18 protein-coding genes and 2 pseudogenes are annotated in these 23,064 nt (G+C 73.8%); 9 read left to right on the plus strand and 11 right to left on the minus strand.

Features of this window, described 5'->3' with window-relative positions; genetic code table 11:
• Positions 1-131 precede the first annotated feature (131 nt).
• The gene (locus AY578_RS07960) at positions 132-1,082 is read left to right on the plus strand and encodes an endonuclease/exonuclease/phosphatase family protein (RefSeq protein ID WP_161107339.1); all 951 of its coding nucleotides are present in this window, start codon (positions 132-134) and stop codon (positions 1,080-1,082) included.
• Between the two features lie 195 nt (positions 1,083-1,277).
• Here AY578_RS07960 and AY578_RS07965 read toward each other — a convergent pair.
• Positions 1,278-3,033: pseudogene (locus AY578_RS07965) on the minus strand (FUSC family protein).
• A 444-nt stretch (positions 3,034-3,477) separates the two neighbouring features.
• Between AY578_RS07965 and AY578_RS07970 the strand changes: the two are divergent.
• On the plus strand, positions 3,478-4,380 hold the full coding sequence (locus AY578_RS07970; protein WP_026243891.1) for an MIP/aquaporin family protein: 903 nt from the start codon (positions 3,478-3,480) through the stop codon (positions 4,378-4,380).
• A 43-nt stretch (positions 4,381-4,423) separates the two neighbouring features.
• Positions 4,424-5,941 carry a glycerol kinase GlpK gene (gene glpK, locus AY578_RS07975; protein ID WP_019525312.1) on the plus strand — a complete coding sequence of 506 codons (1,518 nt, stop codon included), beginning with the start codon at positions 4,424-4,426 and terminating at the stop codon, positions 5,939-5,941.
• A gap of 18 nt (positions 5,942-5,959) precedes the next feature.
• On the opposite strand, the gene AY578_RS07980 is transcribed toward glpK, so the two are convergent.
• Positions 5,960-6,151, minus strand: coding sequence for a hypothetical protein (locus tag AY578_RS07980; protein WP_026243892.1), 192 nt, complete (start codon positions 6,149-6,151; stop codon positions 5,960-5,962).
• 222 nt (positions 6,152-6,373) lie between these two features.
• On the opposite strand from AY578_RS07980, the gene AY578_RS07985 reads away from it, so the two are divergent.
• Positions 6,374-7,510 carry a glutathione-independent formaldehyde dehydrogenase gene (locus tag AY578_RS07985; RefSeq protein ID WP_019525314.1) on the plus strand — a complete coding sequence of 379 codons (1,137 nt, stop codon included), beginning with the start codon at positions 6,374-6,376 and terminating at the stop codon, positions 7,508-7,510.
• A 17-nt stretch (positions 7,511-7,527) separates the two neighbouring features.
• Here the strand turns inward: AY578_RS07985 and pip are convergent, their stop codons facing one another.
• Positions 7,528-8,505, minus strand: a complete 978-nt coding sequence (gene pip / locus AY578_RS07990) for a prolyl aminopeptidase (RefSeq protein ID WP_019525315.1) — start codon at positions 8,503-8,505, stop codon at positions 7,528-7,530.
• 38 nt (positions 8,506-8,543) lie between these two features.
• The gene (locus AY578_RS07995; protein WP_258902209.1) at positions 8,544-9,272 is read right to left on the minus strand and encodes a uracil-DNA glycosylase; all 729 of its coding nucleotides are present in this window, start codon (positions 9,270-9,272) and stop codon (positions 8,544-8,546) included.
• Between the two features lie 98 nt (positions 9,273-9,370).
• Here AY578_RS07995 and AY578_RS08000 point away from each other — a divergent pair, with 98 nt between their 5' ends.
• A complete protein-coding gene (locus AY578_RS08000) occupies positions 9,371-10,066 on the plus strand; it encodes an Hsp15 family ribosome-associated heat shock protein (RefSeq protein ID WP_215048907.1) in 696 nt (231 codons plus the stop codon).
• A gap of 403 nt (positions 10,067-10,469) precedes the next feature.
• On the opposite strand, the gene AY578_RS08005 is transcribed toward AY578_RS08000, so the two are convergent.
• Positions 10,470-11,150, minus strand: a complete 681-nt coding sequence (locus AY578_RS08005) for a class I SAM-dependent methyltransferase (protein ID WP_215048906.1) — start codon at positions 11,148-11,150, stop codon at positions 10,470-10,472.
• 137 nt (positions 11,151-11,287) lie between these two features.
• On the opposite strand from AY578_RS08005, the gene AY578_RS08010 reads away from it, so the two are divergent.
• Positions 11,288-11,560 carry a DUF6343 family protein gene (locus AY578_RS08010; protein WP_026243893.1) on the plus strand — a complete coding sequence of 91 codons (273 nt, stop codon included), beginning with the start codon at positions 11,288-11,290 and terminating at the stop codon, positions 11,558-11,560.
• A gap of 20 nt (positions 11,561-11,580) precedes the next feature.
• On the opposite strand, the gene AY578_RS08015 is transcribed toward AY578_RS08010, so the two are convergent.
• The 4 genes from AY578_RS08015 to rpsA all read right to left on the minus strand — a co-directional run bounded on the left by AY578_RS08015 (position 11,581) and on the right by rpsA (position 15,337).
• Positions 11,581-11,961 (minus strand): tetratricopeptide repeat protein, encoded by a 381-nt coding sequence (locus tag AY578_RS08015; protein ID WP_019525320.1) that lies wholly within the window; start codon positions 11,959-11,961, stop codon positions 11,581-11,583.
• 50 nt (positions 11,962-12,011) lie between these two features.
• Positions 12,012-12,623, minus strand: coding sequence for a dephospho-CoA kinase (gene coaE, locus AY578_RS08020; protein WP_161231296.1), 612 nt, complete (start codon positions 12,621-12,623; stop codon positions 12,012-12,014).
• A gap of 45 nt (positions 12,624-12,668) precedes the next feature.
• On the minus strand, positions 12,669-13,607 hold the full coding sequence (locus AY578_RS08025; protein WP_026243894.1) for a PAC2 family protein: 939 nt from the start codon (positions 13,605-13,607) through the stop codon (positions 12,669-12,671).
• A 236-nt stretch (positions 13,608-13,843) separates the two neighbouring features.
• Entirely contained in the window at positions 13,844-15,337 is a 1,494-nt protein-coding gene (gene rpsA / locus AY578_RS08030) for a 30S ribosomal protein S1 (protein WP_019525323.1), read from the minus strand.
• A 365-nt stretch (positions 15,338-15,702) separates the two neighbouring features.
• On the opposite strand from rpsA, the gene AY578_RS08035 reads away from it, so the two are divergent.
• Positions 15,703-16,521 carry a class I SAM-dependent methyltransferase gene (locus AY578_RS08035; RefSeq protein ID WP_136237734.1) on the plus strand — a complete coding sequence of 273 codons (819 nt, stop codon included), beginning with the start codon at positions 15,703-15,705 and terminating at the stop codon, positions 16,519-16,521.
• A gap of 4 nt (positions 16,522-16,525) precedes the next feature.
• Positions 16,526-19,485 (plus strand): annotated as a pseudogene (locus tag AY578_RS08040) (ATP-dependent RNA helicase).
• A gap of 9 nt (positions 19,486-19,494) precedes the next feature.
• Here AY578_RS08040 and AY578_RS08045 read toward each other — a convergent pair.
• Positions 19,495-21,279, minus strand: a complete 1,785-nt coding sequence (locus AY578_RS08045) for a lytic transglycosylase domain-containing protein (RefSeq protein ID WP_258902210.1) — start codon at positions 21,277-21,279, stop codon at positions 19,495-19,497.
• Between the two features lie 279 nt (positions 21,280-21,558).
• Here AY578_RS08045 and AY578_RS08050 point away from each other — a divergent pair, with 279 nt between their 5' ends.
• Positions 21,559-22,422: a DUF4184 family protein gene (locus AY578_RS08050; RefSeq protein ID WP_161232020.1), complete on the plus strand. Its 864-nt coding sequence runs from the start codon at positions 21,559-21,561 to the stop codon at positions 22,420-22,422.
• Here AY578_RS08050 and AY578_RS08055 read toward each other — a convergent pair.
• Positions 22,340-22,768, minus strand: coding sequence for a hypothetical protein (locus AY578_RS08055; protein ID WP_237556938.1), 429 nt, complete (start codon positions 22,766-22,768; stop codon positions 22,340-22,342). The two genes, AY578_RS08050 and AY578_RS08055, sit on opposite strands and share 83 nt — an antisense overlap.
• Positions 22,769-23,064 lie beyond the last annotated feature (296 nt).

Here is a 23,064-nt window from a genome sequence, read left to right on the forward strand (position 1 = left end):
TCAACGTACGACGGGACTCCGACCCCGGGGGAGCCGAACCGCGACATCCCGTCGCGGCTCTGTCGCACGGCGGGCCGGGCGCGCACCCTGGCCTCACCAACGAGCCCGCCCACGGCTGAAAGGGGCCCGCCTTGCTCCTCGGCACCTGGAACCTGGAGAACCTGTACCGGCCCGGCGGCCCCTACGGGCCCGACGACGAAGCCGCGTACGCGTCGAAGCTGGCCGCGCTCGCCGCGGTGATCACGGAACTGGATCCGGGGCTGCTCGGCGTGCAGGAGGTGGGCGACCCCGGCGCGCTGGAGGATCTGGCGGGGATGCTGGACGACGACTGGCACGTCGCGCTGTCCTCGCACGCCGACAGCCGGGGCATCCGGGTGGGCTTCCTGAGCCGTACGGAGCTGACGGTGGTCGCCGACACGGCGGCGTTCCCGCCGCGGATGCTGCCGGTGCAGGCGGACGACACCGGCCTGACCGTCTCTCAGGCCGGGCGCGGCTTCCTCGCGGTGGAGGTCGCGGGCGAGCGGGGGCCGCTGCGGGTGGCGGTGTGCCATCTGAAGTCGAAGCTGCTGTCCTACCCGGACGGCCGCTTCCAGCCGCGCGACGAGGGCGAACGGGCCCGGTACGGCGCCTACGCCCTGTACCGCCGGGCGGCCGAGGCGGCGGCGCTGCGCGCGCTGGCGGACCGGCTGCTGGAGGGCGACGGGCGGGAACGGGACGTGGCGGTGCTGGGTGATCTGAACGACGAGGTGCAGGCGGCGACCACGCAGATGCTGCTGGGGCCGCCCGGTTCGGAGATCGGCACGCCGGGGTACGAGCGGCCGGACCGGGGGGACGCGGTCCGGCTGTGGGACGTGGCGCCGCTGATTCCGGCGTCGGAACGGTATTCGCGGGTGAACTCGGGGCGGCGGGAGCTGATCGACCATGTGCTGCTGAGTCACCGGCTGGTGCGGAGGGTTTCGGCGGCGGGGACGGGGTTGCCGGACGACGGGCCGCCGCGGCTGCCGTCCGTGGGGGCCGATCCCGGGGAGCGGCGGGGGGTGGCGGGGTCGGATCATGCGCCGGTGTGGGTGCGGGTGGTTTGAACGCGGGGCGTTCTTCTTTCGGGGCGGGCCCGTGGGGGGTGGTGGGCGCCGGGGCGGCGGGTGCGTGTGCGGGTGCGTGGGGGTTGCGCGCACAGTTCCCCGCGCCCCTTGCGGGGCCGGTGGCTGACGCCGGGCAGCCGGTGCGGGTTCGTGAGGGCTGAGCGCGCAGTTCACCGCGCCCCCTTCGGGGCGCGCTCAGCTGACGGTGCTGGCTGTGGGGCGGCGGTGTTGCGGGACCGGGATGTGCAGCTTTGCGGCCAGGGTGGTGAGGCGGTGGAGGTGGGTGGGGGCGAGGGCGCCTGTGTCGTCGAGGTGGACGGCGCCGGCGGTGGTGGTGTCGACGAGGCGTTCCAGGGTCTTGGCGATCTCGTCGGCGCCGTCCGCGTGCCGGGCGAGGGGCGGGAGTTCGGCGGAGGCGAGGGCGATGGCGGCGCGGGCCTCGGCGAGGGTGCGGTAGGCCTCGCGGCGCAGTGCCCAGCGGGCCTCACGGTCCTCGGACTCCCCCAGCACATGGGCGAGGTACTCGCCGGCCGCGCCGCTCGCCTCTGCGAGCCGGGCGCGGATGGCGTCGCCGCGCCGGCCGAGGGTGGGCAGGTGTCCGACGACCAGCACGATGGTGCAGGCCAGCAGGGTCTCGCCGATGCGGGCGAGGGATGCCTGAGGTTCGCCGCCGGCCATCACCAGGGCCAGTACGAGCACGGTGACGACGGTGGTCTGCGCGGCGAAGTGCCGGGTGGCGAGCGGGATCAGCGCCCCGCAGAGCGCGACGAGGACGACGAGTCCCCCGGGGCGGGGCAGCACCGCGGCGAGTCCGGCGAACAGCAGTGCGCCGAGGACGGTTCCGGCGGCGCGGGACAGCACGCGGGAGGCCAGCGGCCCGAGGTCGGGCTTGACGAGGAAGACGGCGGTGGCGGGCAGCCAGTACCAGTGCTCGTGCCTGCCGTACCAGTGGGAGTGGTAGAGGGCCTGGGCGACGGCCGCGCTCGCGCCGAAGCAGAGGGCGACGCGCATCCCGTACTCACGGCCGCGGGGGCCGAGGACGGTCCGCAGGACGGCGGCCCGGGAGCGCCTGCGGCCGTGCAGCCGCCTGCTGTCGGCCCGGTCGAAGGCCTCGGCCGCGTACAGCAGGGCGTCGTCCAGGGCGCGCAGGCCGGGTGCGGAACGGGTGGGGGCGGGCAGCGGACCGGTGGGGGCGCCGTTGCGCACGGCGGCGGCGAGGCGGCGGGGCGCCTCGGACAGCGGGTCGCCCGCCCAGCCAGCGCGTGCGGCCTCGGCCAGCGGGAGGCCGCGGCGTACTGGGCGTGCAGCCGGCGTTCGGCGGCGGAGGAGGTGGGCGGCGCAGCCGGGTCCGGCGAGGGTCCTGCGCCTGGTCGAGGCCGCGGTGGAGCGCGGCCCGCCGTGCGGTGGCGCCGTCCGAGCCGGCGTCGAGCAGCGCGGCGATCGCGTCGTACACCCCGGCGACGGCGGCGCGCTCCCCGTCGAAGCGCAGCTCGAAGCGGCGGTCGCCGGCGAGGGTGTGGGAGGTGGGCAGCGCGAGCCGCAGCAGGAGCAGCCAGGCGGCGCCCGCGAGGAAGGCGACCGCCCGCAGCCAGCCCGGCTCGGGCAGCGGCATGCCCGCCCCGACGGCGGCGCCGACCAGCAGCTGCGTCCCGGCGGAGGACCCCACGGGCCCCAGCGCGCTGATCCCTCCGGCGGCCAGGCCCAGCACGGTCAGCAGCAGGGTGAGCAGCACGGCCGGGGCGTGGTCGCCGGCGAGAGTGCCGGTCAGCAGTCCGGCCACCCCCGCGAGGGCGGGCGTCCCGATCCGGGCCACGGAGGCGCGCCGGCTGCCGGGCCGGTCGTTGATCCCGGCGAACATGGCGCCGATCGCGGCGACGACCCCGAGCGTGGGCCGCCCGGCGAGCACCGCGACGAGCAGCAGCGGCCCGCCGCCCAGCGCACCGCGCACCATCGCGCTCCACGGGACCGGTCCCCGCTGGGACCGCAGGGCATGGGCGAGCCACGGGGGTACGGCGGGGGCGGTGCGGGTCACAGGGCTCCTGTCGTCCGGTCGGTTCGCCTGCTCCTTCGGGCAACGCTGACCGGGGCGGAACTCATACCCCCCACGGTAGGCGGACTTCGCTGACGGAAGGGAACGGGCGTGTTTCGCCGGCGTGACAGCCGGGCGGACGCGCCCGTCCGTCCTCCGCGGACGACACGGTCACCCCTCCCCTCAACCCCCGAAAACCCCGAAAACCCCGAGAACGGCGCAGTATTGACCGCCTTCTCCCCCACCGCTCATCGAATTGCGCCGTTGGTGGGAAAGACCGCTCTCCGCGCGCCCGGGGTGGGTGGTGGACCTACGCTGCCGACATGGGGAGGCACAGTCCGCGCCATTTCCGTTCGAGGAGAGCTGATGGCTGATCGCGTTACAGCTCCGCGCCGACGCGGCTATCGCGAAGGCATAGGCGGCGAAATGCTCGCCGAATTCCTGGGGACGTTCGTCCTCATTCTGCTGGGTGTCGGATCCGTCGCCGTCGCCGTCGTGGGTCTGCCCGGGTCCGGACGCCAGTTCGTGGACTTCGGTCCGGCGAACTGGCTCATCATCTCCTGGGGATGGGGCCTCGCCGTCGTCTTCGGCGTCTACGTCGCCGGCGGCATCAGCGGCGCCCATCTCAACCCGGCGGTGACCCTGGCGTTCACCGTGCGCAGGGACTTCCCCGTGAAGAAGGTGCCCGCGTACTGGCTGGCCCAGGTGCTCGGCGCGTTCGTCGCCGCCGCGCTCGTCTACGCCTGCTACCACTGGGCGATCGACGCCGCCGACGCGAAGGCGGGGCTGGCCCGTGACGAGTCACTGGCCACCTATTCCATCTTCGCGACGTTCCCCGCGGAATACTTCGGGGATTCCTGGTGGGGTCCGCTGCTCGACCAGATCGTGGGCACCGGAATTCTGCTTCTTCTGGTCTGCGCGCTCATCGACCTGAAGAATGTCGCGCCCCTTTCGAATCTCCACCCGTTCTTCATCGGCCTGGTGGTCGTCGCCATCGGTCTGACCTTCGGAACGAATGCCGGATACGCGATCAACCCCGCGCGAGATTTCGGTCCGCGGCTGTTCACGTACTTCGAGGGCTGGGGTGACATCGCCCTCCCGGGCACGTTCGGGTGGTTCAGCGGCTACTGGTGGATCCCCATCGTCGGCCCCCTGATCGGCGGCGTCGCAGGCGTGCTGGTCTACGACCTGATCATCAAGCCGGTGGTCACCGCCAGGACGGCGGCGATGGAGGCCCAGGAGGAAGGCCCGGCCACCGAGGAGGCGTAAGGCCGCCCCCGGGACCCGTCGTCACTCAGGAAAGGTTTCAGCGATGCCCGAATTCGTCGGCGCTGTGGACCAGGGGACCACCAGCACCCGATTCATGATCTTCGATCATGCCGGTAACGAGGTGGCGAAGCACCAGCTGGAGCACCAGCAGATTCTGCCCCGTTCCGGCTGGGTCGAGCACGATCCGGTGGAGATCTGGGAGCGCACCAACACGGTGATCCAGAACGCCCTCCGCGACGGCGGCCTGACGGCCTCCGACCTGCGGGCCATCGGCATCACCAACCAGCGCGAGACGACCGTCGTCTGGGATCCGCGCAACGGCCGCCCGTACTACAACGCCATCGTCTGGCAGGACACGCGCACCGACAGCATCGCCGCGGCCCTCGAACGCGAGGGCCACGGCGACACGATCCGCCACAAGGCGGGCCTGCCGCCGGCCACGTACTTCTCCGGCGGCAAGATCAAGTGGCTGCTGGACAACGTGGACGGGCTGCGCGAGGCGGCCGAGGCGGGCAACGCCCTGTTCGGCAACACGGACGCCTGGGTGCTGTGGAACCTCACCGGCGGCCCGAACGGCGGCATCCACGCCACGGACGTGACCAACGCCAGCCGCACCATGCTGATGAACCTGGAGACCCTCGACTGGGACGACGAGCTGCTCGGCATCTTCGGCATCCCGCGCTCGATGCTCCCGGCCATCCACCCCTCCTCGGACCCGGAGGCGTTCGGCCAGGCGCGCACGTCCCGGCCGCTGGGCGCCGCGGTGCCGATCACCGGCGTCCTCGGCGACCAGCACGCGGCCACCGTGGGCCAGGTCTGCTTCTCCCCCGGCGAGGCCAAGAACACGTACGGCACCGGCAACTTCCTGGTGCTGAACACCGGCACCGAGCTGGTGCGTTCGCAGAACGGCCTGCTGACGACGGTGGCGTACCAGTTCGCCGGGAGCCCGGCGGTGTACGCGCTGGAGGGTTCCATCGCCGTGACCGGCGCGGCCGTGCAGTGGCTGCGCGACCAGCTGAAGATCATCGGGAGCGCCCCGGACAGCGAGCAGCTGGCCCGGTCGGTGGAGGACAACGGCGGCATCTACTTCGTGCCGGCCTTCTCCGGTCTCTTCGCCCCGTACTGGCGTTCCGACGCCCGCGGCGCCATCGTCGGCCTGTCCCGGTACAACACCGGCGGCCACATCGCGCGGGCCACGCTGGAGGCGATCTGCTACCAGAGCCGTGACGTGGTCGAGGCGATGGAGCAGGACTCCGGGGTGCACCTGGACGTGCTGAAGGTGGACGGCGGCGTCACCGCGAACGACCTGTGCATGCAGATCCAGGCCGATGTGCTCGGGGTTCCGGTCAGCCGGCCCGTGGTCGCGGAGACCACTGCGCTGGGCGCCGCGTACGCCGCGGGTCTCGCCACGGGCTTCTGGAGCGACGAGGCCGAGCTCCGCACACACTGGCAGGAGTCCAAGCGCTGGGAGCCGTCCTGGGACGAGGACCGGCGCCGCCAGGGGTACACGGACTGGAAGCGGGCCGTCGAGCGCACCCTGGACTGGGTGAAGGTCGACTGAGCCCGGACGGGGTCGCCGTCAGCGGTCGGCCATGTCCTCACGCAGACCGTCGGAGAACTCCCACCAGGACAGCGGGAGCCAGTCGCCGTTGACGAACGCGTCGACGGTAGCGCCGCGGCCGCGGACGGTCACGGTCGTGCCCGGGGGGTATGTGGTGCCGGACAGCCCGGGCACGGCCACCAGCAGGGTCCCCAGCCTTTGAGCTGCCATTTTCCGCCCTTCCCCTCTCATCGGGTGTCGCGTCGGGTGGCGTCCTGACCGCCGGTTGCGGCACCCCCGGGAGCGGGGGCGGACGCCGCAGGATATTCGTCGGATATTACCGGCTTGCTCCGGCCGCAAGACCGGAGAAACATGAGATATCGGTCACGCGGGCCATCGGGAGGGGCGTCGCTGCGCACCACGCAGAACACCAACCGAACGGAGAACGCAACCATGAAGGCCGTCGTGTACAAGGGACCGTTCGAGGTCGCCGTCGAGGACGTCGAGAACCCGACGATCCAGCATCCGAACGACGTGATCGTACGGGTCACCTCGACCGCGATCTGCGGATCCGACCTGCACATGTACGAGGGCCGCACGGCCGCCGAGCCGGGCATCACCTTCGGCCACGAGAACATGGGCATCATCGCCGAGGTGGGGCCGGGCGTCACCTCGCTCAAGGAGGGCGACCGCGTGGTCATGCCCTTCAACGTCGCCTGCGGCTTCTGCACCAACTGCGTCGAGGGCTTCACCGGGTACTGTCTCACCGTCAACCCCGGCTTCCCGGGCGGCGCCTACGGCTACGTGGCCATGGGCCCCTGGAAGGGCGGACAGGCGGAGTACCTGCGCGTCCCCTACGCCGACTTCAACTGCCTGAAGCTGCCGGCGGGCACCGAGCACGAGAAGGACTTCGTGCTCCTCGCGGACATCTTCCCCACCGGGTACCACGGCTGCGAACTCGCCCAGGTGCGCCCGGGCGACAGCGTCACCGTGTACGGCGCCGGACCGGTCGGTCTGATGGCCGCCTACTCGGCGCTGCTGCGCGGCGCGCGGAAGGTGTTCGTGGTCGACCGCGTCGCCGAGCGGCTGCAGAAGGCCCAGGAGATCGGCGCCATGCCGATCAACTTCGCGGAGGGCGACCCGGTCGAGCAGATCCACGACCAGACCGAGGGCATGGGCACCGACAAGGGCATCGACGCCGTCGGCTACCAGGCCTCGGCGGGCGGCGGCACCGACCGCGAGGAGCCGGCGACCGTGCTGAACTCCCTGATCCGCACGGTCCGGGCCACCGGCATGCTCGGCATCCCCGGGCTGTACGTGCCGTCCGACCCGGGCGCCCCGGACGAGGCGGCCAAGCAGGGCATGCTGATGGTCGCGGTCGGCAAGCTCTTCGAGAAGGGCCTGAAGCTCGGCACCGGCCAGTGCAACGTCAAGCGCTACAACCGGCAGCTCCGCGACATGATCATCGAGGGGCGGGCCAAGCCCAGCTTCGTGGTCTCGCACGAACTGCCGCTGGACCAGGCGCCGTCGGCGTACGACAAGTTCGACAAGCGGATCGAGGGATACACCAAGGTGGTGCTGCACCCGTAGGACCGCCGTAGGAGCACTCAGGGGCGGCGGCGGGCGTACCGGTCCGTCGCCGCCACCAGGGCGTCGTCCCCGACGGCGCCCGCGTCGTGTCCGGCGTCGTCGACCACCACCAGCTCGCTGCCCGGCCAGGCGTGGTGCAGCTGCCAGACGATGCCGAGGAGGTTGCCGAGGTCGAGGCTGCCCTGGACCAGGGTGCCGGGGACGTCCTTGAGGAGGTGGGCGTCGCGCAGGACGACGCCCTCCTCGCCCCCGTCGCCGGGGAAGTCGCCGAAGAAGTGGTCGTTGCCCCAGTAGTGGGTGACGGTGCGGGCGAAGCGGTAGCGGAACTCCGGGTCGCGGAACCGTTCGACGGAACCGGGCGGGGCGGGGATGATCGCCGTCTCCCAGTCCGTCCACTCCCGCGCGGCCCGCGCCCTCACCTCGGGGTCGGGTGATTCCAGCAGGCGGTTGTACGCGGCGGCCAGGTTGCCGTCGCGCTCGTCCTCGGGGAGCCCGGCGAGGAACCGTTCGTGCGCCTCGGGGAAGATCCGGCCGAGGCCCCGCGTCAGCAGGCCGACCTCCGCGGGCGAGCCGGTGGCCACGCCGGTCAGCACCAGCTCCGACACCACGCCGGGGTGCGTCTGCGCGTACCGCAGGCCAAGGGCCGAGCCGAAGGACACCCCCCACACCAGCCAGCGCTCGATGCCCAGATGGGCGCGGAGCCGCTCCAGGTCCGCCATGAGGTGCGGCGCCGTGTTGACGCTCATGTCGGTGGCGGGGTCGGCGGCCGAGGGCCGTGACCGGCCGGCGCCGCGCTGGTGGAACAGGACGATGCGGTAGGCGGCGGGGTCGAAGTAGCGCCGCAGTCCGGCGCCGGCGCCGGAGCCGGGTCCGCCGTGCAGCACCACCGCGGGCTTGCCGCGCGGGTTTCCGCTGGTCTCCCAGTAGAGGTGGTTGCCGTCCCCGACGTCGAGCATGCCGTGGTCGTACGGTTCGATCTCCGGATACCTGCCCATCCGCGCACCGTAGCGCCGACGGGCGGGCCCGCTCACCTCTATTTCGTGGGGTGTTCCGTGGGGTGCAGTCCGGCCGCCGTCGCCGCCGTGCGCAGGACGTCCCGGAGCATCTCGGAGGTGAGCTTGCCGGTGAAGGTGTTGCGCTGGCTGACGTGGAAGCAGCCGTAGAGGCCGAGCGGCGGGCCGTCGGCGGCGTCCAGCTCGACCTGGGCGCCGTGCCCGAAGACGGGCCGCGGGCGGGGCACGGTCCAGCCGGCCTCGGCGAACGCGGGCAGCGCCGCCTGCCAGCCGAAGGCGCCGAGGACGACCGCCGCCCGGACCGTCGGCCGCAGCAGCCGCAGCTCCTGCACCAGCCAGGGCCGGCAGGCGTCCCGTTCGGCCGGGGTGGGCTTGTTGGCGGGCGGGGCGCAGTGCACGGGCGCGGTGACGCGCACCCCGTACAGCTCGAGCCCGTCGTCGGCGTGCGTGGCGGTCGGCTGGGAGGCCAGCCCCACGTCGTACAGCGCCCGGTACAGGACGTCGCCGGAGCGGTCACCGGTGAACATCCGGCCGGTGCGGTTCCCGCCGTGCGCGGCGGGCGCGAGACCGATGATCAGCAGGCGGGCGTCGGGCGGCCCGAACCCGGGCACCGGCCTCCCCCAGTACGTCCAGTCCGCGAACGCGGCCCGCTTGGTGCGGGCGACCTCCTCGCGCCAGGCGACCAGGCGCGGGCAGGCACGGCAGCCGGCGATGCGCCGGTCGAGCCGGGCGAGGCCTTGGGGATCCATGGCACCCACGGTAGGCGTCCCGTCCGACACCCGGGCGCGGATCGCGCCCGCCGGTATCCGCGTCCGGTCGGCGGGCCGGGCGGGCTAAGGTCGGGAGCATGGTTGCGGAGGGTGCGCAGAACGACAGGACGGCCGGGGCGGACGAGGGCGCCAAGGGCGCTGAGAGCGTGGCGGCCGCTCCCGCGGAGGCCACGCCCGAGACGGTGGACCCGAAGGTCGCCGCGGCGGTGGCCGCCGCCGAGGCGGCGGGCCCGCAGAACGGCGAGACCGTGCGGATCGACAGCTGGATCTGGTCGGTACGGCTGGTCAAGACGCGGTCCATGGGGGCCGCCGCCTGCCGGGGCGGGCACGTCCGCGTCAACGGCGAGCGGGTGAAGCCGTCGCACTCCGTGCGGGTCGGCGACGAGGTACGCATGCGCGTGGAGACGCGGGAGCGGGTCGTCGTCGTGAAGCGGCTGATCCGCAAGCGGGTGGGGGCGCCCGTCGCCGTCCAGTGCTACGTCGACAACTCGCCGCCGCCCCCGCCGCGTGAGGCCGTGGCCCCGGCCGGCATCCGCGACCGCGGCGCCGGCCGCCCGACCAAGCGGGACCGCCGCGAGCTGGAGCGCCTGCGCGGACTGGGCGGTCTCGGCGGCCCCGGCCCGCTCGGCGGTTACGCGGGCCCGCCTCCCCTCGTCGACCCGGGCGCGACACCGGGCGGACGCAAGGGCGCGGGCGGTGCGGGCGGACGTGGAACCGGCGGTGGCGGGCGCCGGAGCCGGAACAAGGGGGCGGGGGGCGCGCCCCGGCCGTGAGTATCTGGGGCGGGAGGCACCTCCCGGCCGTGAACACCCGCGGCAGGGGGCACCCCTCGGCCGCGAGACCTGCGGGCGGCAGGCACGCCCCGGCCGTGAACACCCGCGGCAGGGGCACCTCCCGGCCGTGAACACCCGCGGCAGGGGCACCTCCCGGCCGTGAACACCCGCGGCAGGGGGCACCCCTCGGCCGCGAGACCTGCGGGCGGCAGGCACGCCCCGGCCGCGAGCACCCGCGGCAGGGGCACCTCCCGGCCGTGAACACCCGCGGCAAGGGGCACCCCTCGGCCGCGAGACCTGCGCGCGGCAGGCACGCCCCGGCCGCGAGCACCCGTGGTAGGGGCACCTCCCGGCCGGAGAGCCGGAGGCGTGAACATCGGCGTCCCGGGGACCGCGACCAGAGTCACGGCATGCGTACCGTCCTCACCCAGATCCCGTCCTCCGTCAGGTACCGGTCCACCCTCAGTCCCTCCTCCGCGAGTGCCGCCTCGAACTGCTCCGGGGTCAGCGGGCGTGACCGGAAGGTCTGGGTCCAGGTCGCGTCCGGGAAGACGTACTCCGCGTGCACCGAGTCGACGCCGTCTCCCACCGGCTCCACGGAGACGATCCGCACCGTGAAGCCCGACGGGTCGACCCGCTCGCGCGGCACGTTCGTGTGGTAGTCCGCGCCCTCCCGCTGGATCAGCACGCACCCGCCCTCCGCGAGGTGCCGCACACAGGTGCGCAGCATGCCCCGGCGCACCTCGGCGTCCCCCGCGTGCACCAGGAACGAGGCCAGCAGCACCACGTCGAACGTCTCGCCGAGATCCAGCCGCTCGATCGGACCGCATAGGGTCCGCGCCCCGCGCACCCGCTCCAGCATCTCGGCGGACTCGTCGACCGCCGTCACCTCGAAGCCGCGCTCCAGCAGCGCGTGGGTCATCCGCCCCACCCCACAGCCCAGCTCCAGGATCCGCGCCCCCGCCGGCACCGCCGCCGCGATCACGTCCGGCTCGTCCCCCACCGGAAGCCGCGCGTACAGCTCCACCGCGCAGCCGTCCGGGGTGATCGCCCCGGGTCCCGTCCCCTCGTACCCTGCCCGCATCGTCTGCTCCATGCCCGTCGAACGGGTCGCGGCCGCACGTCCGTTCCCCTCCCCGCCGATGCCACCCGAACGAGTGACAGGGGGCCGGGGCGGGCACCCGGAACGCGAGAAGACCCGGCCCCAGGGTGAGGATCGCGATGCGTACGGGCAGTGAACCGGTGACCGCGCGGAGTCCCCTGCGCATGCGGTTCTGGCTGAGCGTGTGGGGTGTGGTCTGGACGGTGGCCGGAACGGTGGCGTTCGCGCTCGCCGGGCATCCGGGCTGGGCGCTGGCCTGCGGGATGCTGTTCCTGGTCGTCGTGGCGGACCTGGTGTTCGTGGTGCGGCACATCCGCCAGGGCCCGCACTACCAGCCGGGCCGCGACATCCCGCCGTACGAGCCTCCGCGCGAACCGCCGGGCAGGCATTGAGGACGTCCGCGCCCGCGGGCTCAGCCGTCGAAGCGCGCGGCCTTCAGGTACTCCGGGTTCGGGTCCAGCGCGGCCGCGAGGCGGAAGTGGCGCTTGGCGGGGTGGGTGCGGCCCTGCCGCTCGTAGGTGCGGGCGAGGGCGTAGTGTGCGAAGGCGTTGTCCGGCTCCCGCTCCAGGACGAGCGAGAACTCCAGCTCGGCGGGGCGCAGCTGGGCCGCCGCGAAGAAGGCGCGCGCCCGGAGCAGCCGAGCGGCCGTGTTCTCGGGATGGACGTCGATCACGCCGTCGAGCAGCTTCACCGCGCCCCGCGGGTCACGGGAGGCGAGCAGGTGCTCGGCGGCGCGGAAGTCGATGACGTGTGTCTCCGGCGTACGTCCGGACGGACCACTGGTCTGGGGCACGGCGGAATCCTTCCCTCACTCCGAGGCGTCAACGCCTCGCCCGGCGCCCCCTATTCCGGCCGGCGCTCCCGCGCGCGGCGGACCAGATCGGCCCACACCTCCTTGACGCGGCGTTCCAGCTCGTCGAGGGGCACGTCGTTGTCGATGACGATGTCGGCGATCGCGCGGCGCTGCTCGCGGGTGGCCTGGGCGGCCATGCGGGCGCGTGCGTCCTCCTCGCTCATGCCGCGCAGCCGTACCAGCCGGTCGAGCTGGGTCTCGGGGCTGGCGTCGACGACGATCACGACGTCGTAGAGGGGGGCGAGGCCGTTCTCGGTGAGGAGCGGGACGTCGTGGACGACGACGGCGTCCTCGGGCGCGGCCTCCTCCAGCTCGCGCGACCGGGCGCCCACCAGGGGGTGCACGATCGAGTTGAGCGTGGCGAGCTTCTCCGGGTCGTTGAAGACGAGGGCGCCGAGCCGGGGCCGGTCCAGGCTGCCGTCCTCGGCGAGGATGTCCTCGCCGAAGGCCTCCACGACGGCGGCGAGCCCGGGCGTGCCCGGTTCCACGACCTCGCGTGCGATGCGGTCGGCGTCGATCAGCACGGCTCCGCACTCCACGAGCAGCCGCGACACCTCGCTCTTGCCGGCTCCGATACCGCCGGTCAGGCCCACTGTCAGCATGGGCAGCAGCCTAAGCGTCCTGGGTGACCGGCGGCCCGGCGGGCGTCAGTTGTCGCCCTCCCGCTCGGCGAGGAACTTCTCGAACTCGCGGCCGATCTCGTCCGCCGACGGGATGTCCACCGGCTCGGCCAGCATGTTGCCCCGGGTCGCGGCGCCCGCCGCGGCGTCGTATTGGTGCTCGAGACCCTGGACGAGGGCGGTGAGCTCGTCGTCGCCCTCGCGGATCTGGCGGTCGATCTCGGTCTGGGTGCGCTGCGCGTCGGTGCGCAGGGAGTGCGCCACGCTCGGCAGGACGAGCCCGGTGGCGGCCGTGACGGCCTCCAGCGCGGTCAGCGCCGCGTCCGGGTACGGCGAGCGGGCGATGTAGTGCGGCACGTGCGCCGCGACGCCCAGGACGTCGTGGCCGGCCTGCATCAGCCGGTACTCGACCAGGGCCTCGGCGCTGCCCGGGACCTGTGCCTCGTCGAAGACGCTGGTGCTGACCGGGACGAGGTCGGTGCGGTTGCCGTGCGGGGTGAGGCCGACCGGGCGGGTGTGCGGGACGCCCATGGGGATGCCGTGGAAGTTCACCGCCAGGCGCACCTGGAGGCGCTCCACGATCTGCTTCACGGCGGCGGCGAAGCGCTCCCACTCCACGTCCGGCTCGGGGCCCGAGAGCAGCAGGAAGGGCGCTCCGGTGGCGTCCTGCACGAGCCGCACGGTGATGTCCGGCACCTCGTAGTCGGTCCACCGGTCGCGGGTGAAGGTGAGCAGGGGCCGGCGGGCGCGGTAGTCGACGAGCCGGTCGTGGTCGAACCGGGCGACGACCTGGTGGGGCAGCGAGTCGAGCAGCCGGTCGACGATCTGGTCGCCGGTCTCGCCCGCGTCGATGTATCCGTCGAAGTGGTAGAGCATGACAAGTCCGGCCGACTCCTGGGCCAGCGCCGTGTCGACGACGTTCAGACCCTTCGGCTCCCAGGCGTACAAATCCTGCGGATCAAGCACAGTGACCGCTCCTCCTCGTGTTTCACCCACCACAACGTGGTACGGAGCACAGGCATTCCCACCGATGACGACACCCCCGGGGCAACCGCCCCGAGGGGCGCGGGAACTGCGCGACAAGCCCCCGGCGCCCGCGGGCCGACTACGCACCCGCCCAGGCGCCCAGGGGCACGCCTGAGGGGCCGCACCTCGCAAGGTGCGACCCCTCAGATCAACTACTGACCCTCAGTGGAGAGCGTTCAGCTCTGGCCACCCGCCAGCTTCTCGCGAAGCGCGGCCAGCGCCTCGTCCGAAGCCAGGGCGCCGGACTGGTCGCCACCCTCGGAGGAGTACGAACCGCCGCCGGACGCGGCCGGAGCGGCGGCCTCGCCACCCTCGGCAGCGGCCTGGGCGTCCGCCTCGCGGGACTTGATGACCTGCGCCTGGTGCTGCTCGAAGCGAGCCTGCGCCTCGGCGTACTGGCGCTCCCACTCCTCGCGCTGCTTCTCGTAGCCCTCGAGCCAGTCGTTGGTCTCGGGGTCGAAGCCCTCGGGGTAGATGTAGTTGCCCTGGTCGTCGTAGGACGCGGCCATGCCGTACAGGGTCGGGTCGAACTCGACCGCCGACGGGTCGGCGCCGAAGGCCTCGTTGGCCTGCTTCAGCGAGAGGCTGATGCGACGGCGCTCGAGGTCGATGTCGATGACCTTGACGAAGATCTCGTCGTTGACCTGGACGACCTGCTCCGGGATCTCCACGTGGCGCTCGGCCAGCTCGGAGATGTGGACCAGACCCTCGATGCCCTCGTCCACGCGGACGAACGCACCGAACGGAACCAGCTTCGTGACCTTGCCGGGCACGACCTGGCCGATCTGGTGGGTGCGGGCGAACTGCTGCCACGGGTCTTCCTGGGTCGCCTTCAGCGACAGGGAGACGCGCTCGCGGTCCATGTCGACGTCGAGGACCTCGACCGTGACCTCCTGGCCGACCTCGACGACCTCGGAGGGGTGGTCGATGTGCTTCCAGGAGAGCTCGGAGACGTGGACGAGACCGTCCACGCCGCCCAGGTCCACGAAGGCGCCGAAGTTGACGATCGAGGAGACGACGCCGGAACGGACCTGACCCTTCTGGAGGGTCGTGAGGAACGTCTGGCGCACCTCGGACTGGGTCTGCTCCAGCCAGGCACGGCGGGACAGGACCACGTTGTTGCGGTTCTTGTCCAGCTCGATGATCTTCGCCTCGAGCTCCTTGCCCACGTAGGGCTGGAGGTCGCGGACGCGGCGCATCTCGACCAGGGAGGCCGGAAGGAAGCCGCGGAGGCCGATGTCGAGGATGAGACCACCCTTGACGACCTCGATGACGGTACCGGTGACGATGCCGTCCTCTTCCTTGATCTTCTCGATGGTGCCCCAGGCACGCTCGTACTGGGCGCGCTTCTTCGAGAGGATCAGGCGGCCTTCCTTGTCCTCCTTCTGGAGGACCAGGGCCTCGATCTCGTCGCCGACGGCGACGACCTCGTTCGGGTCGACGTCGTGCTTGATCGAGAGCTCTCGGCTCGGGATGACACCTTCGGTCTTGTAACCGATGTCGAGCAGGACCTCGTCCCGGTCGACCTTCACGATGACGCCGTCGACGATGTCGCCGTCGTTGAAGTACTTGATCGTCTCGTCGATCGCGGCGAGGAAAGCTTCCTCGTTACCGATGTCGTTGACCGCTACCTGCGGGGTGGTGGCGGTGGTCTCGGTGCTGCTCGTCATGTGGGAAAGGGCTCCGGTACGGACATTGAAGTCGTAGGTACTGCTACGCCGGAGCCCGTTTCGCTCTGCAGAAGCCGGACAGCCAAGGAAGCGCCACAAAAATCCGGTGGCGCCTCGACAACCGAGGGGACATACAACAGATGCGAGCGCAGCCTGCTACGTCTGAGGTGCGCAGGCCCGCAGCGCAACTTGTAGCATACGGGGGCTGCCGGGCAGGGTCAATGCGCGAAGCCGCCCACCCGGGGCGGATCGCCGCATAACCGGCACAACTGCCGTCTCCCGAGGCCATGCAGGGGTGAAGAAGACCCCCTCGGCGACACACCGGGGACCCGGCTGGACGGAAGAGTACGACGAGGGAGCCGATCATCCAAGAGTCCGAAGTCCCCGAAGCCCCCGAACCCGAGGCCACCCGGCGGGAGGCCGGCGTCACGGAGAGCTCCCGGGCCAACCGGGGCTGGTGGGACCGCAACGCCGACGAGTACCAGAACGAGCACGGGACGTTCCTCGGCGACGACCGGTTCGTGTGGGGCCCGGAAGGCCTGGACGAGGTGGAGGCGGAGCTGCTCGGCCCGCCGGAGGAGCTGAAGGGCCGCGACGTCCTGGAGCTGGGCGCCGGCGCGGCACAGTGCTCGCGCTGGCTGGCCTCGCAGGGCGCGCGTCCCGTGGCGCTGGACATCTCGCACCGCCAGCTCCAGCACGCGCTGCGCATCGGCGGGTCGTTCCCCCTCGTGTGCGCGGACGCGGGCGCGCTTCCTTTCGCCGACGCCTCCTTCGATCTGGCCTGCTCGGCATACGGGGCGCTGCCCTTCGTCGCCGATCCGCGGCTGGTGCTGCGCGAGGTGCGCCGGGTGCTGCGTCCGGGCGGGCGGCTGGTGTTCTCCGTGACGCACCCGATCCGCTGGGCGTTCCCGGACGAGCCGGGCCCGGAGGGGCTGAGCGTGTCCGGGTCGTACTTCGACCGCACGCCGTACGTGGAACAGGACGAGACCGGTCACGCGGTGTACGTCGAGCACCACAGGACGCTCGGGGACCGGGTCCGTGACGTGGTCGCCTCCGGGTTCCGGCTGGTGGACCTGGTGGAGCCGGAGTGGCCTTCGTGGAACACGGCCGAGTGGGGCGGCTGGTCGCCGCTGCGCGGCAGCCTGATCCCGGGCACGGCGATCTTCGTGTGCGAACGGGACTGAGCGCGTGATCCGTCACGAGGCGCTGGAGTCCCTCCCGGTGCGCGCGGCGCTGCCCTCGCTCGCGGGGGCGCTGGAGGAGCACGGCACGTCGGTGCTGGTGGCGCCGCCCGGCACCGGCAAGACGACGCTGGTGCCCCTGGCGCTGGCCGGGCTGTGGGGCGCGGGCCCCGCGCGGCGGGTGCTGGTCGCCGAGCCCCGGCGGATCGCGGCCCGGGCGGCGGCGCGCCGGATGGCGTGGCTGCTGGGCGAGCGGGTGGGCGCCTCGGTCGGCTTCACCGTGCGCGGGGAGCGGGTCGTGGGGCGGGACACGCGCGTGGAGGTCGTCACGACCGGTGTGCTGCTGCAGCGGCTCCAGCGCGACCAGGAGCTGGCCGGGGTGGACGCGGTGGTGCTCGACGAGTGCCACGAGCGGCATCTGGACGCGGACACGGCGGCGGCGTTCCTGTGGGACGTGCGCGAGACGCTGCGGCCCGACCTGCGGCTGGTGGCCGCGTCGGCGACGACGGACGCGGAGGGCTGGGCGCGGCTGCTGGGCGGTGCGCCCGTGGCCGAGGCGCGGGGCGCCGCGCACGGCATGCGGGTGACCCGGCGCTGCTCACGCACGTCGCGGCGGTGGTACGGCGGCCCTGGCCGAGCGGGACGGCGACGTGCTGGTGTTCCTGCCGGGGTCGGGGAGATCTCCCGGGTGGCCGGGATGCTGGGCGGCCTGCCGGCGTGGACGTCCTCCAGGTGCACGGGCGTGCGCCGGCCGCCGTGCAGGACGCGGTGCTGTCGCCCGGGGAGCGCGGCGGGTGGTGCTGGCGACCTCGGTCGCGGAGTCCTCGCTGACGGTGCCGGGCGTCCGGGTCGTGGTGGACTCGGGCCTCGCCCGCGAGCCGCGCGTCGACCACGCACGGGGCTTGAGCGCGCTCGCGACGGTACGGGCCTCACGCGCCGCGGGACGGCAGCGGCGCCGTGCGGGACGTGAGGCGCCGGCGCGGTGTACCGCTGCGGGCGGAGGCGGAGACGCGCGGCTGCCGTCGTACCCTCCCCCCGAGATCAAGGTGGCCGACCTGACGGCGTTCGCGCTCCAGGCGGCCTGCTGGGGCGACCGGACGCCTCCGCCTGGCACTGCTCGATCCCCCGGCCGGCGGCGCGATGGCGGCGGCCCGGGAGTCTCACGGCGATCGACGCGGTACGCCGGACGGCCGCCCCACGCGGCGGGCCCCGCCTGACCCGCCTCGGCCTCCACCCGCGCCTGGGCGCGCCCTCCTGGACGCGTCCCCGCGCGTGGCGCCGCCCTCGCCGCGGAGGTGGTCGCCTCCTTCCGAGGAACCACCCCGCGACTACGGCGACGACCTGCCCACCGCACTGCGCAGGCCCGCCGGGGCGGCGACGGGTACGCGGCGCGCTGGCGCACGGAGGTACGGAGACTGCGGGCGCGTTGTCCCAGGCGGAGGGGCCGAGGGGCGGGCGGGGTCGCGAGGGGCCCTCGGGTGCGGGCGGCCCGGGTGCCTCGGTGCCGTCGGACGGTGGAGTGCTGCCGACGGCCGGCGGGCGGCCGCTCGGGCGGGCGTGAAGCCGCACGCGGGCCGGAGCGGAGGAGCGCACCAGCGGTGGACGCCAGGCGCCCGGCTCGGGCGAACCCTCGATGCCGTCGGCGGCGGCACGGTACGACGCGGCAGCGGGAGCCGGGCGGGCGGCCTGAGCACACCCGGCGCACGCGGGCCGAAGCGGAGGAGCGCACCAGCGGTGGACGCGAGACGCCCGGCTCGAGCGGACCCTCGATGCCGTCCGGCGGCGGCACGGTACGACGGCCGGCAGCGGAGCGGGCGGCGGCCTGAGGCCACACCGGCGCACGCGGGGCGAAGCGGAGGAGCGCACCAGCGGTGGACGCCAGCGCCCGGCTCGGGCGGACCCTCGATGCCGTCGGACGGCGGCACGCTGCCGGGCGCCCGCGGGGGAGCGTCGGGCGGGCGCGAGGCCGCACCCGGCGCGCGCGGGGCCGGGGCCGAGGAGCGGGCCGTCGGGCTTGTCGTGGCGCTGGCGTTTCCCGAGCGGGTGGCCCGGGTGGACGGGGGCTCGTATCTGATGGTGGGCGGGACGCGGGCCGAGGTGGGGGCCGGGTCCGCCTTGCGTGGGGCCGAGTGGGTCGCCGTCGCTGTCGCCGACCGGCCCGTGGGGCGTGGGCACGCGCGCGTGCTGCTCGGGGCCGCCGTGGACGAGGACGTGGCGCGCCACGCCGCGGGGACGCTGCTCGAGCGGCGTGAGGAGGTGCACTGGGCGGACGGTGACGTCGTGGCGCGCCGGGTCGAGCGGCTCGGGGCGGTCGAGCTGGCCGCGCGGCCGCTCACGGACGCCGACCCCGTACTGGTGCGCGCCGCGCTGCTGGACGGGCTGCGCCGGGAGGGGTTCGGGCTGCTGCAGTGGCCGGCCGGGGCGGAGGTTCTGCGGCAGCGGCTGGCGTTCCTGCACGAGCGGCTGGGTGAGCCGTGGCCGGATGTGTCCGACGAGGCGCTCCACGCGCGCGTGGACGAATGGCTGGAGCCCGAGCTCAGCCGGGCGCGGCGCCGGGCCGACCTGGCGCGGATCGACGCCGGGCAGGCGCTCGCGCGGCTGCTGCCGTGGGCGTCCGGCGAGGCGGCGCGGCTCGACGAGCTGGCGCCCGAGCGGATCACCGTGCCCAGCGGGTCGGCCGTCCGCGTCGACTGGTCCGACCCGGAGCAACCGGTGCTCGCCGTGAAGCTGCAGGAGATGTTCGGGCTGCAGGAGTCGCCCACGGTGGCCGGGGTGCCGCTGCTGGTGCATCTGCTGTCCCCGGCCGGACGCCCCGCCGCCGTCACCGCCGACCTCGCCTCCTTCTGGCGCGAGGGCTACCAGCAGGTGCGGGCGGAGCTGCGCGGCCGGTACCCGAAGCACCCGTGGCCGGAGGACCCGGCCGCCGCGCGGCCCACCCGCCACACCAACGCGCGCTTGCGCGGTTAGGGAGTCCCCCTAGGCCGCCGGGGTCTCCGACGGCTCCGTGGACGGCTCGGTGGACGGGTCCGTCGAAGGCTCCGGGTCCGGGTCGGGGCTCGGCGCGGCGGCCGGCTCCACGGTCAGCTTCACGTCGAGGGTGGCGCCCCCGGCCGTGGTGAGGCGGAGCAGGAACGTGCCGGCGGTGTCGTCCGCGTACAGCTTCGGCAGGGTCAGCTGTCCGTCCGCGTCGGTCTTCAGACCGGTCAGGGTGCGGACGGCCTTGCCGTCGGCGTCCTTGAAGAAGGGGCCCTTGTCGTTCTCGGCGGGGTCGTCGGCGGACGTCACGAGCTTCGCGGTGACGGCGACCTTCCCGGCGGCCTCACCGCCGTACGTGGCCTTGACCTCGACCGGCTCGGCGAACTCGCCGCCCGCGACGCAGGTCAGCTCCTTGTCGCCGACGCGGGCGAGCGCGTCGGCCACGCGCTGGGTGACCGTCACCTTGTAGGGGACGCCCTTGACCGAGCGGCCGACGACGGCCGCCTGGACGGCGAACCCACCGGTCCTCTCCCCCGCCTGCAGCGCGGGCGCGACCGCGACGCCGGACGCGTCGGTGGTCACGGTCGCCACGCTCTCGCCGCCGGCGAAGGCGGTGTCCGTGTCGCCGACGATCGTGAAGCGGATCCGCACCTTGGCGACCGCCTTGCCCGCCTCCGTCTCCGCGCGTGTGGAGATGCGCTCGGCGAAGGTGTGGCCCGCCATGGCGGTGAGGGTGCCGGTGCCGGCGTCCTCCAGGTGGTGCACGGTGTCGGTGGGCGTCGGCGGGGTGGACGGCGAGGGCGTGCTGGGCGGCGTGCTCGGGCTGCCGCTGCCGGGCGTGGTCGGGCTGGGCGACGGCCGGGAGCCGGAGGGCCTGCCGGGCCGGGAGCCGGGCCGTGCCGACGGGGTGGTGCCGGGCGCGGACGGGGTGACACCGGGACGCACCGTCTCGTCGCTGCGGTCCTCGGGCAGGGCGCCGGTGCCGTCGGGGACCTCGTGGGTGCCCTTGCGGTAGAACTCCAGCCACGACAGGACGGTGTTCAGGTAGTCCGTCGAGTTGTTGTAGCTGAGGATCGCCTTGCGCAGATCGCCCTGCTCGGAGAGGTCCCAGTCGAAGCGGCACAGGTAGTGGCCGGCGGCGAGGGCGGCGTCGTAGACGTTGTTGGGGTCCCTGCGGCCGTCGCCGTTGCCGTCGCGGCCCGCCCACTCCCACGTGGAGGGGATGAACTGCATCGGCCCGACGGCCTGGTCGTACATCCGGTTGCCGTCGTAGGCGCCGTTGTCGGTGTCCCGGATGAGGGCGAAGCCGTTGCCGTCGAGCTGGGGGCCGAGGATGGGCGTGACGGTGGTGCCGTCGGCGGTGACCCGGCCGCCGCGCGCCTGACCCGACTCCACCTTGCCGATGGCGGCGAGGAGTTGCCAGGGCAGGTTGCAGCCGGGCTTCTTGGTGCGCAGCGTGGCCTCGGCCTGCTTGTAGGCGTCGAGAACGGTCGCGGGTATGCCGGCCTCGGCGGCGCTCTGGTCGCCGGTGGCGCCGGAACCCGCGGAGGGCGAGGGGTTGGGGCTGTTGAGGGGCGGCAGGTCCGTGTAGTACGGCGAGTTGCCGGTCGCGCTGTCGTCGGCGGCCGTGTCGGGCGCGGAGGTGGCGTCGCCTGTGCTCTGTCCGCCCTGGCCGTCGACCGTGACGCCGGGGGCCTGGGACGCGGACAGGGCCGCCACGGCCACCGCGGCCACGGCGGTGGTTGCCGCTCCCTTGCGCAGCCTCCTGCCGATGTGCGCCGCCATAGAGTGAACCCCTCCCCGTGGGCGCTGTGGGCGCCCTTCACCGTGTACTGCGTTCGCCCTGTTGTGACGATCTGCCCGCCCCGCCGGTTGCCCTGGGATGCGGGACCGGTCGACGACCCTCGCGACCCTACGACAACTTCCCTTGCGCGGACACCCGTTGCTGCCCGGTATTCACCGGTTGGCCATCTTCTCGACGAGCCGTTCCACGCGGTGACCGGGTGTGGAGCCCTCGGCTGCCGAATACTGGGTCCGGTTCGATCCCTGCCGCGAGGAGTCCCGTTGCCCTTCACACTCAGCCACGCGGCGGCGGTGCTGCCGGCCGTCCGCACCGACGGCACGGGGCGTGGCCCGCTGGTCCCGGCGGTGCTGGTCGCGGGCAGCTTCGCGCCGGACATGACCTATTACGCGGCCAGTGTCGTGTCCGGAGCGATGGAGTTCGGCGACGTGACGCACGCGGGGTGGGGCGTGTTCACCGTGGACGTGCTCATCGCCTGGGCGCTGGTGGGGCTGTGGCTGCTGGTGCGGGAGCCGTTGGTGGCGCTGCTGCCGCGGAAGCGTCAGGGGCGGGTGGCGGCGCTGACGCGCTGCGGTGCGCCCCGGGCGCGGGTGGAGGCGTCGCTGGTGGCGCGCTGGTACCTGTCCGCCGTCCTTGGCGGCCTGACGCACGTGGTGTGGGACGCGTTCACCCATCACGACCGGTGGGGGACGCGTCTGGTCCCGGTGCTGGGCGAGGAGATCGGCGGTTCGCCGGTGTTCTGGTACGCGCAGTACGGGAGTTCGCTGCTGGCCGCGGTGGTGCTCGTGATGTTCGCGGCGCGGGCGCTGCGTCGTACGGTCCCCGGGGGCCCGGTGCCCCCGGGGGTTCCGGTGCTGTCGGCGCCCGACCGCTGGGGGGCCGCGGCACTGCTCGGCGGGTGCGCCGCGGTGGCGGCGGCGGCGCGGGCCGTCCGGTGGTGGGACCACTGGGGTCACATCGCGAAGCCCTGGGAGCTGATCCCGACCGTCTGTTTCGGCGCGGGCGCGGGACTGGTGGCCGCGCTGCCGGTGTACGCCGTCGCCGTCAGGGCGTGGCGTCGGGTCCCGGCCACGGAGGGCCCTGCGGACGCCGGTACGCGGGAGCCGGACCGTACGGCCGCACGCTGAGGGTCTCGCTCGCCGCGACGAACACGGTGACCGTGCGGACCGGGCGGGGCCGGGGCAGCAGGGTGAGGACGAGGGTGAGGTAGGCGCGGGCCAGTTCGGCCCACAGCTGCCACGGGGGCGTGCCGGCCCCGGCGGCGGGGGCGCGGCCGGTTCTCCACGGGCTGTCGGTGACGCGCCGGCCGAGCCGGACGGCGGTGTCGCGGACCGCGGCCGTGAGGCCGCCGGGGATGCGGGCGGTACTTGCGGCGGCCGCGTAGACCGGGACCGGCGGAAACGCCTGGGTGGTGGGTCCGTCGGCGTCGGCCTGCGGGGGTGCCGCTCTGCGGTGAAGCATGCGTATACCCATGCCTGGCATGCTCGCCGCCCGCCCCGCCGCGGGCCCCCCTGCGGGGGCCACGCGAGTGAAGCGAAGCAGGCCCGGCGAACGCCGGGACGCCGTCCCGGACGGGCTCTGACCTGGGGTTACGCGCTCAGGGGGACACCCCGAGGGGCGCGGCGGCCGGGGGCGCCGACGGCCGCCTCGGCGGGGGAGCCGCACGCCCGTCGGCAACCGCCGGAAGGGTGCCGGTCGCACGGAGGCGACCCTGGGAGGCCGGTGGACGGGACGGCGACGAGGCGGACGGTTGCCCGGACGCGGCGGCT

It is taken from the genome of Streptomyces thermocarboxydus, from assembly GCF_024760485.1.
GTDB lineage: Bacteria > Actinomycetota > Actinomycetes > Streptomycetales > Streptomycetaceae > Streptomyces > Streptomyces cellulosae.

Coding starts and splice junctions, on each gene's coding strand:
- AY578_RS07970 (WP_026243891.1), top strand. CDS start 3,478: ATGGCTGATCGCGTTACAGCTCCGCGCCGACGCGGCTATCGCGAAGGC.
- glpK (WP_019525312.1), top strand. CDS start 4,424: ATGCCCGAATTCGTCGGCGCTGTGGACCAGGGGACCACCAGCACCCGA.
- AY578_RS07980 (WP_026243892.1), bottom strand. CDS start 6,151: ATGGCAGCTCAAAGGCTGGGGACCCTGCTGGTGGCCGTGCCCGGGCTG.
- AY578_RS07985 (WP_019525314.1), top strand. CDS start 6,374: ATGAAGGCCGTCGTGTACAAGGGACCGTTCGAGGTCGCCGTCGAGGAC.
- pip (WP_019525315.1), bottom strand. CDS start 8,505: ATGGGCAGGTATCCGGAGATCGAACCGTACGACCACGGCATGCTCGAC.
- AY578_RS07995 (WP_258902209.1), bottom strand. CDS start 9,272: ATGGATCCCCAAGGCCTCGCCCGGCTCGACCGGCGCATCGCCGGCTGC.
- AY578_RS08000 (WP_215048907.1), top strand. CDS start 9,371: ATGGTTGCGGAGGGTGCGCAGAACGACAGGACGGCCGGGGCGGACGAG.
- AY578_RS08005 (WP_215048906.1), bottom strand. CDS start 11,150: ATGCGGGCAGGGTACGAGGGGACGGGACCCGGGGCGATCACCCCGGAC.
- AY578_RS08010 (WP_026243893.1), top strand. CDS start 11,288: ATGCGTACGGGCAGTGAACCGGTGACCGCGCGGAGTCCCCTGCGCATG.
- coaE (WP_161231296.1), bottom strand. CDS start 12,623: ATGCTGACAGTGGGCCTGACCGGCGGTATCGGAGCCGGCAAGAGCGAG.
- rpsA (WP_019525323.1), bottom strand. CDS start 15,337: ATGACGAGCAGCACCGAGACCACCGCCACCACCCCGCAGGTAGCGGTC.
- AY578_RS08045 (WP_258902210.1), bottom strand. CDS start 21,279: ATGGCGGCGCACATCGGCAGGAGGCTGCGCAAGGGAGCGGCAACCACC.
- AY578_RS08055 (WP_237556938.1), bottom strand. CDS start 22,768: ATGGGTATACGCATGCTTCACCGCAGAGCGGCACCCCCGCAGGCCGAC.